Genomic DNA, 7,501 nt, shown 5'->3' with positions numbered 1-7,501 from the left:
GAACCACAAAGCGTTCGACTTGCATGTATTAGGCACGCCGCCAGCGTTCATCCTGAGCCAGGATCAAACTCTCAATTTGAAGTTTGAGTATAACTCAATTTTTGTTGTTTAACAGAAGTTAAACGAATTTACTAGCGAATTGACTTCGCAAATGTTTTTGCATCAAGCTTAACTTGATGACCCTACACATTTGTTTCATCGAAACGATATTCAGTTTTCAATGATCTACAAAGCGGACGACGGGAATCGAACCCGCATTCCCAGCTTGGAAGGCTGGAGCACTAGCCATTGTACTACATCCGCATGAATGCTTTTATATAACTCGTTGCCTCAACAACATAATATATATTACACATCCATTCATGAATCGTCAACCCCTTTTTTAAAAGAAGTTTGAATTCGTTTTATTTTCTACTTGTGAACGTACATCGCGTCCCCAAAACTAAAGAAGCGATAACCTTCAGAAATAGCGTGTTGGTAGGCGTTCAAGATGTTCTCACGACCTGTAAACGCAGCAACCAGCATCACCAAAGTTGACTTTGGCAAGTGGAAGTTTGTAATGAACGCATCAACAACCGTCCACTTATAACCAGGCTTGATAAAGATATCCGTCCAACCTGAATCTTCGCGTAGTTCACCATTAAACTTTGAACCGATTGTCTCAAGAGTACGGATAGATGTCGTACCGGTTGCCACAATACGCCCACCATTGGCCTTCACGTCGTTCAGCGTTTGGGCTGCCTCAGCTGACAATTGGTAGAACTCTGAGTGCATCTTGTGGTCCTCAATGTTCTCCTCTTCAACTGGACGGAACGTTCCCAAACCAACGTGCAACGTCAATTCAACTAACTTAACACCCTTATCAGCAGCCTTTTGCAATAGCTCTGGTGTCCAGTGCAAACCAGCCGTTGGTGCTGCAGCTGATCCATTAACCTTTGAGTAGACCGTTTGATAACGTTCCTTATCATCTAGCTTCTCTTTAATATATGGTGGCAATGGCATTTCACCAAGTGATTCCAAAATCTCCAAGAAGATACCATCGTACTTGAACTCAATCATACGGCCACCGTGTTCAAGCTCTTCAGTAACCACTGCCTTCAACGCATCGTCACCAAAGACAATTTCCTGACCGACTGGGTACTTCTTAGCTGGCTTGACCAACGTCTCCCAGACATCACCATGATCTTGGCGCAACAACAAGACTTCTACGTGACCACCAGTTCCTGGGCGCTCACCATAAAGACGCGCTGGCAAAACACGTGAGTTATTCATAACCAACGCATCCCCAGGATTTAGGTAATCCAAAATATCATAGAAGTGTCGATCGTGGACTTCACCCGTTTCTGCATTCAATTCCAACAAACGTGACCCATCGCGTTGCTTCAACGGCGTTTGTGCAATCAACTCATGTGGCAAATCATAATCAAAATCTTCAAGTGTATAGTGTTGTTCTGTCATCTCAATTAACCCTTCTTCTCAACAAACGGTAGTCCTAAGTGTTCATACGCTGCTTGCGTCACCACACGTCCGCGCGGTGTACGTTGCAAGAAACCAATTTGCAGCAAGTATGGCTCATACATTGATTCAATCGTATCAACTTCTTCACCAATATTAGCTGCAATGGTATTCACACCCACCGGGCCACCTTGATAGTACTCAATCATTGTGCGCAAAATCTTGTGGTCAACTTCATCTAATCCGGCACTATCAACCTTCAACAAATCCAATGAGAAGTTAACCATTGCGTCATCGATGTCATCACGTTGCTTCACCATTGCGAAGTCACGCACACGACGCAGCAAACGATTTGCGACACGTGGCGTACCACGTGATCGACGTGCTAATTCAATCGCACCCGACTCTTTAATCGTCGTATTAAAGATATCAGCTGATCGTTGAATAATCTCTGCTAACTCACTTGTTGTGTAATACGCCATGTGTTCCACAATACCAAAGCGATCACGCAACGGTTGTGACAACATACCGGCACGCGTTGTTGCACCAATCAATGTAAATGGTGGCAATGGGAAGTGAATTGGTCGGGCGGTTGGTCCTTCACCAGCAATAATGTCGACGTAGAAATCTTCCATCGCTGAATAAAGCATTTCCTCAACTGTCTTAGGCATACGGTGAATTTCATCAATAAACAACACATCGCCCGGTTGTAATTCGTTTAGCAAGGCCAACAAATCACCCGACTTTTCAATCGCCGGTCCTGACGTGGTACGCAAACCAACGCCCATTTCATTCGCAATTACCATCGCCAATGTCGTCTTACCTAGTCCGGGTGGCCCATATAGCAAAACGTGGTCAAGTGGCTCTTCGCGTTGGCGCGCCGCTTGAATATAAACTTGCAAACGGGCTTTCAATGGTTCTTGACCAATGTATTGGCTTAATGTTGATGGGCGAAGCGACTTTTCAATCAATTCCTCACCGAAATTAGCCGCCGTGTCACGTAAAATATCGTCAGCCATCTAACAGCCTCCTTTCGGCTTACTATTGTAGTAACTTCAAACCAGCACTGACATACGCAGCCGTATCCATTGGCGCTTCCTTAGCCAGTGCCTTTTCAACCTTATTAACATCTTTCTTCGCATAACCAAGTGCTTCAAGTGCCAACAAAGCATCCGTCAACTCTGGGTTGTCATCATTAGCTGGTTGCGTTGGCAAAATCAAACCAAGATCAGCGTCATTATTAAATGGCAAATCACCAAGCTTGTTTTGCAAATCCAGAATAATTTGTTGGGCCGTCTTCTTACCAATACCTGGGAACTTAATCAAGAAGTTCACATCGTTATTGGCAATTGCACTCACCAGCCCACTGTGATCAGCATTCGCCAAAATGGCCAAAGCTGACTTTGGTCCGATACCAGACACGTTTAGTAGCTTTTGGAACAGCAATTTTTCATCAGCCGTAATAAAGCCATACAATGATTGCTCGTTCTCACGAATAATTTGTTCAACATAAACGCGTTCTAATTCATTCAATGGAAAAGCGTATGGATTGGCAACTAAGACGCGATAGCCAACGCCACCAACTTCCACAACGATGTAATTTGGTGCAATATCAGTAATAACACCATTCAAATACTCGTACATCTATCTTCTCCCTGTTCATTTACTTAATTCATATTGTACCAGAAATTAGGTTTTCTCGAACAGTGACATGTGAATTCAAAAAGCCGACTACTTTTGTATCACATACGATACACCAAAAACACTTTTAGTTAGTTAAACTGATAATTTCTAGTTTTCTTTCACAATTCGTTCACAACTGATAGCTATTATAAGTATATCGACTTGATGTTAACCGAATTACAAACCCATGTAATTCTGCAAGTTGATTCGTCACCCACATGGCGATTGATTTTGCTTTCCCAAGCGAATCTACTCAATTAACATATCTCTTATAAACCTACAGCAAAAATGGACCAAGTCTTCGCGACTCGGTCCATTTTTGTTTATTCATAACTTTTCTTATTCAGCATCAATACCGATGAATGACCATGTGTCAAAATCAAACAATCCTTGATCCGTAATCTTCAAACTTGGAATAACTGGCAATGCCATGAACGACAACGTTTGGAAAACGTCAAAATCGACGTTGCATAGTTGTGAAATCTTAGCATGTAGTTCACGGGTCTTAGCAACTGTTGTTTCAACCGATGCCGTGGTCATCAAACCACCAATCTCAAGTGGCAATGCCGTTACATCACCTTGACCGTCAACAACCACCATACCTCCACCAATTTCACGCAAGGCATCAGCTGCCTGCACTATCGCTTCATCACTGGCCCCAGCAATTACCACGTTGTGTGAATCATTTGAGAATGTTGTCCCAACGGCACCTTCGCGAATACCCAAACCACGGATGATGCCAACCCCATTACCCAAATCATGGTAACGTTCTGCCACCGTAATCTTTGCGAATTCAGCATTCGGCAAAAATTCATGGTCACCATTCATTGGCACATCAACCACGCTATGTTCTGTATCGATGTGGAAAGGCTTCACGTCAATAACGTGTGTACGGCCCGTCTTAAGCGGCAATGCCAAATCAGCTTCAGTCAAAGACACATTCATCAAGTTCGTGGCAAATGGTCGTGGTTGCACCGGCTCGTGCTCATCAATCCATTCACCGCTGACCATTGTACGCGTTGGCTCCAACGTCTTTAGGTCCTCAACCACAACCAAGTCGGCCACATATCCAGCCGTCAATGCACAAACATTAGTAAGGTGATGTGCTTCGGCCGCGTTCAACGTTGCCATTGTCAACGCCAGTTCAGGTGCCATCCCCGCGTTCATCGCAACCCGTACGCTGTGATCAACCCCACCATTTTCTGCAATATCCACCGCTGTCTTATCGTCAGTTGCAAATGAGAATTGTCGTTGATTTTGCGCATTAATAGCTGGCAAGATTGCCAATTCATCTTGTTCAACCGTTCCTTCGCGAATCAAAATGTGCATGCCTAGCGCTGCTCGTTCAGCAGCTTCTTGTGCATTCACCGCTTCGTGATCAGTATCAATGCCCACATTACGGTAATCCGCAATTTGTTCAGGTGTTAGCCCAGCACCGTGTCCATCAACCGTTTTATGAGCAGCCAACGCATCGGCGATTTTCTGCATCATATCTGGATCCGCATTAGCGACTGCTGGGTAATCCATTACTTCAGCCAAGCCACCAACATCTGGATGATCGTAAAACGGCTTTAAGTCAGCCGCATGCAGCGCTGCCCCAGTACGCTCAAAGTTAGTAGCCGGCACTGATGATGGCAACATCACATGATAGTGGAATGGCGTACGCCCGGCCTCATCCAACATATATTGGATAGCTGGCGCACCGGCCACACTCGCAATTTCATGTGGATCAATGAAAGCACGGGTAATCCCATGTTCCATAAACACGCTCGCCAAGGTTGTCGGCGCCAAAGTCGTACTTTCAACGTGCATGTGCGCGTCAATCAAACCTGGAATCACGTACTGACCTTGTGCATCGTACGTTTGCGTGGCAACACCAGCAACTGGTGTACCCAAGAAAACAATTTTGTCACCTGTCACCCAAAGATCCGTCTCAACAAATTTTTGATTAAAAATATCAAGTACTTTCGCATTCGTGATATGCCAATCTGCTGTTACTGTCATTTCATTACCCCTATGTATACAAGAAAAGTGCGGCAAGCCGCACTTTCGGTTTAACTGTTTTATTGCTTAGCGTAGTTTGGTGCTGACTTTGTCAATTACACATCATGTGGGTGACTTTCAGCCAAACCAGCCGCTGTAATTTGGACAAATTGCGCGTTAAGACGCAAATCATCAATCGTTGCTGAACCAGTGTATCCCATGCCTGAACGGAGACCGCCAGCAATCTGGAACAAATCATCGGCTGGTGTGTCACCGATAATATCAGTGTCGACCATGACGGCCACTGCACCAGCAGCCAAAGCCTTTACGATGTCACCTGAGTAGCGGATACCAGCGCCCAAAACAACGCCGGCATCAAATTCGCTCGCAACTTCAGCAACCGCCATCGTTGTTGTTACCATATAAACCGGTTGGCCTGGCAAAGGGGCTACCTTAACCAAATCAATACCCGTTTCGAACAAACGACGCGCTGTCTCGGCATCAGCAACCGGTCCAGCCATAATCGTCAATGGTGGTACTTGTTGCGCCAACAAACGCAATGTGTCGATTGCTTGGTCAAGATTGTCATCCAATACGAAATCAATTAGCTTTGCACCAGCTGCGTGGAGCATAACGGCCGTCTCAAATGCATCAACTTCATTTAAAACTTCGACCCCAACAAGTGTCGCTTCATCATCAGCGACCATCGCTTGTACATCTTGTAATTGCGTTCCCCCAACTGGCAAGACTGCCAGTGCACCGTTTGCAGCGAATGCTTGTGCCATCCCCAAACCAGTCATTGTTGGCGCCCCAATCACCGGCAAAGCCTCTTGCACATCAGCTGATAAATTCGTCGCCAACGACACGGCGTTTGGCAAAACATTTGATTCACTTGGCACCAACAACACTTGATCCAAACTCAATCCAGCTACTTCTGTTTCCATCATGTTTAAACTCTCCCCCTAGGCTTGTGCGACAATGATGCGTGGTACTTGTGGCAAGCGCGTGTAATCAACTGCTTCCTTCATATTAGCCAAGTGTCCTTGGTTGACCATTTCATCAATCGTTGTTGCACCAGCATTTACCATGCCACGTCGAACGCCAACCAACACGTTGTTCAAGACATCCGTCAACGCACCCTTGTACGCTGTACGTGCTTCGATTCCCCCTGGCACCATCTTGTTGGCTTCATTAACTTCACCTTGGAAGTAACGATCCTTTGAACCGTTTTCCATCGCAGCAATTGAACCCATGCCTCGGTATGACTTGTATTGGTGACCTGTTTGTTCATCAGTAAAGACTTCCCCAGGCGCTTCCAATGTACCGGCAAGCATTGAACCAAGCATTACCGCGTTACCACCAGACGCCAAAGCCTTCACAACATCACCAGCATCCTTGATGCCACCGTCAGCAATAATCGCCTTGCCATATTGCTTGGCAACTTCAGCTGCATCGGCAATGGCTGAAATTTGTGGGACACCCACACCAGCCACAACACGCGTCGTGCAAATTGAACCAGGTCCGATACCAACCTTAACCACGTCGGCACCCGCATCGTACAAAGCAGCAGCGCCAGCCTTCGTCGCAATATTCCCAGCAATGATGTTCAACTCTGGGAAGGCAGCACGTACTTCGCTAACCTTACGCAATACACCTTCTGAGTGACCGTGAGCCGAATCAAGCACGATGGCATCAACCCCGGCATCAACCAAAGCACCAACACGCGTTACTGTATCTGATGTCACACCGACTGCACCAGCTACCAACAAACGACCGTTATAATCAACCGCTGCTTGTGGGTAGCGGGCTGCATCAATCGTTGCGGCCTTAACCTTAGCAACTTCGGCCGCTTGGTCGGCAATCAACATGTTCTTGTGAACCACACCCATACCACCAAGCAAAGCCAATTGCGTTGCCAAACGGGCTTCGGTTACCGTATCCATTGCAGCTGACAACATTGGAATGTTGAGGTGCAAAGTTGGTGTTAGTGTCGTTGCCAAAGAAATATCGCTTTGTGATAATCCGTTAGTGGTGTTGTTTACCAATTGAACGTCATCAAACGTCAATCCCATCGGAACGAACTTATTTGTGGCTGAAAAGTGTGACATGAGAACCTCCAAATTTTGTGTACTTGAATTTACAATTCAAGTGCAACACTAAGCTAAATAAAAACTGACTCATAATGAACCAGCGTAAAATGTAGTTTGTCTAGAACATACAGAACGCGAGGAAACATTATGAGTCATTATCATCAGCTTACCGCATTTGATCGCGGACGTATAGAAGTTTTACTCAGAGAAGGGTTGTCAATGCGTAGCATTGCAAAAGAAATTGGTAGAAGCGCTTCGACAATCTCTCGTGAGATTGCCCGCTGTGTTGG

The 7,501-nt window shown here is 45.7% G+C and carries 7 protein-coding genes, 1 tRNA gene and 1 rRNA gene; 1 reads left to right on the top strand and 8 read right to left on the bottom strand.

Annotated features, from left to right (window positions below; genetic code table 11):
• The 8 genes from C6P11_RS11080 to guaB form a co-directional block, all read right to left on the bottom strand.
• Positions 1 to 79: ribosomal RNA gene (locus tag C6P11_RS11080) — 16S ribosomal RNA — on the bottom strand; the annotation flags it as partial.
• A 152-nt stretch (positions 80 to 231) separates the two neighbouring features.
• Positions 232 to 303: transfer RNA gene (locus C6P11_RS04620), tRNA-Gly, on the bottom strand.
• A 108-nt stretch (positions 304 to 411) separates the two neighbouring features.
• Positions 412 to 1,458, bottom strand: a complete 1,047-nt coding sequence (gene queA, locus C6P11_RS04615; protein WP_135518983.1) for a tRNA preQ1(34) S-adenosylmethionine ribosyltransferase-isomerase QueA — start codon at positions 1,456 to 1,458, stop codon at positions 412 to 414.
• A 5-nt stretch (positions 1,459 to 1,463) separates the two neighbouring features.
• Positions 1,464 to 2,474, bottom strand: a complete 1,011-nt coding sequence (gene ruvB, locus C6P11_RS04610) for a Holliday junction branch migration DNA helicase RuvB (RefSeq protein ID WP_135518980.1) — start codon at positions 2,472 to 2,474, stop codon at positions 1,464 to 1,466.
• Positions 2,475 to 2,496: 22 nt separating this feature from the next.
• The gene (gene ruvA / locus C6P11_RS04605) at positions 2,497 to 3,099 is read right to left on the bottom strand and encodes a Holliday junction branch migration protein RuvA (protein WP_135518977.1); all 603 of its coding nucleotides are present in this window, start codon (positions 3,097 to 3,099) and stop codon (positions 2,497 to 2,499) included.
• A 378-nt stretch (positions 3,100 to 3,477) separates the two neighbouring features.
• A complete protein-coding gene (gene ade, locus C6P11_RS04600; RefSeq protein ID WP_135518974.1) occupies positions 3,478 to 5,142 on the bottom strand; it encodes an adenine deaminase in 1,665 nt (554 codons plus the stop codon).
• A 95-nt stretch (positions 5,143 to 5,237) separates the two neighbouring features.
• On the bottom strand, positions 5,238 to 6,068 hold the full coding sequence (locus C6P11_RS04595; protein ID WP_135518971.1) for an IMP dehydrogenase: 831 nt from the start codon (positions 6,066 to 6,068) through the stop codon (positions 5,238 to 5,240).
• A 15-nt stretch (positions 6,069 to 6,083) separates the two neighbouring features.
• Positions 6,084 to 7,229, bottom strand: coding sequence for an IMP dehydrogenase (guaB, locus tag C6P11_RS04590; protein WP_135518968.1), 1,146 nt, complete (start codon positions 7,227 to 7,229; stop codon positions 6,084 to 6,086).
• 129 nt (positions 7,230 to 7,358) lie between these two features.
• On the opposite strand from guaB, the gene C6P11_RS04585 reads away from it, so the two are divergent.
• On the top strand, positions 7,359 to 7,501 hold a 143-nt coding region (locus C6P11_RS04585; protein WP_135518151.1), incomplete at its 3' end, for a helix-turn-helix domain-containing protein.

Origin of the sequence: Weissella confusa (assembly GCF_004766315.1) — a bacterium.
GTDB classification, from domain to species: Bacteria; Bacillota; Bacilli; order Lactobacillales; family Lactobacillaceae; genus Weissella; species Weissella confusa_A.
Note: the sequence above shows the minus strand (reverse complement) of the source record. Positions and strands in the feature narration are given on the sequence as shown.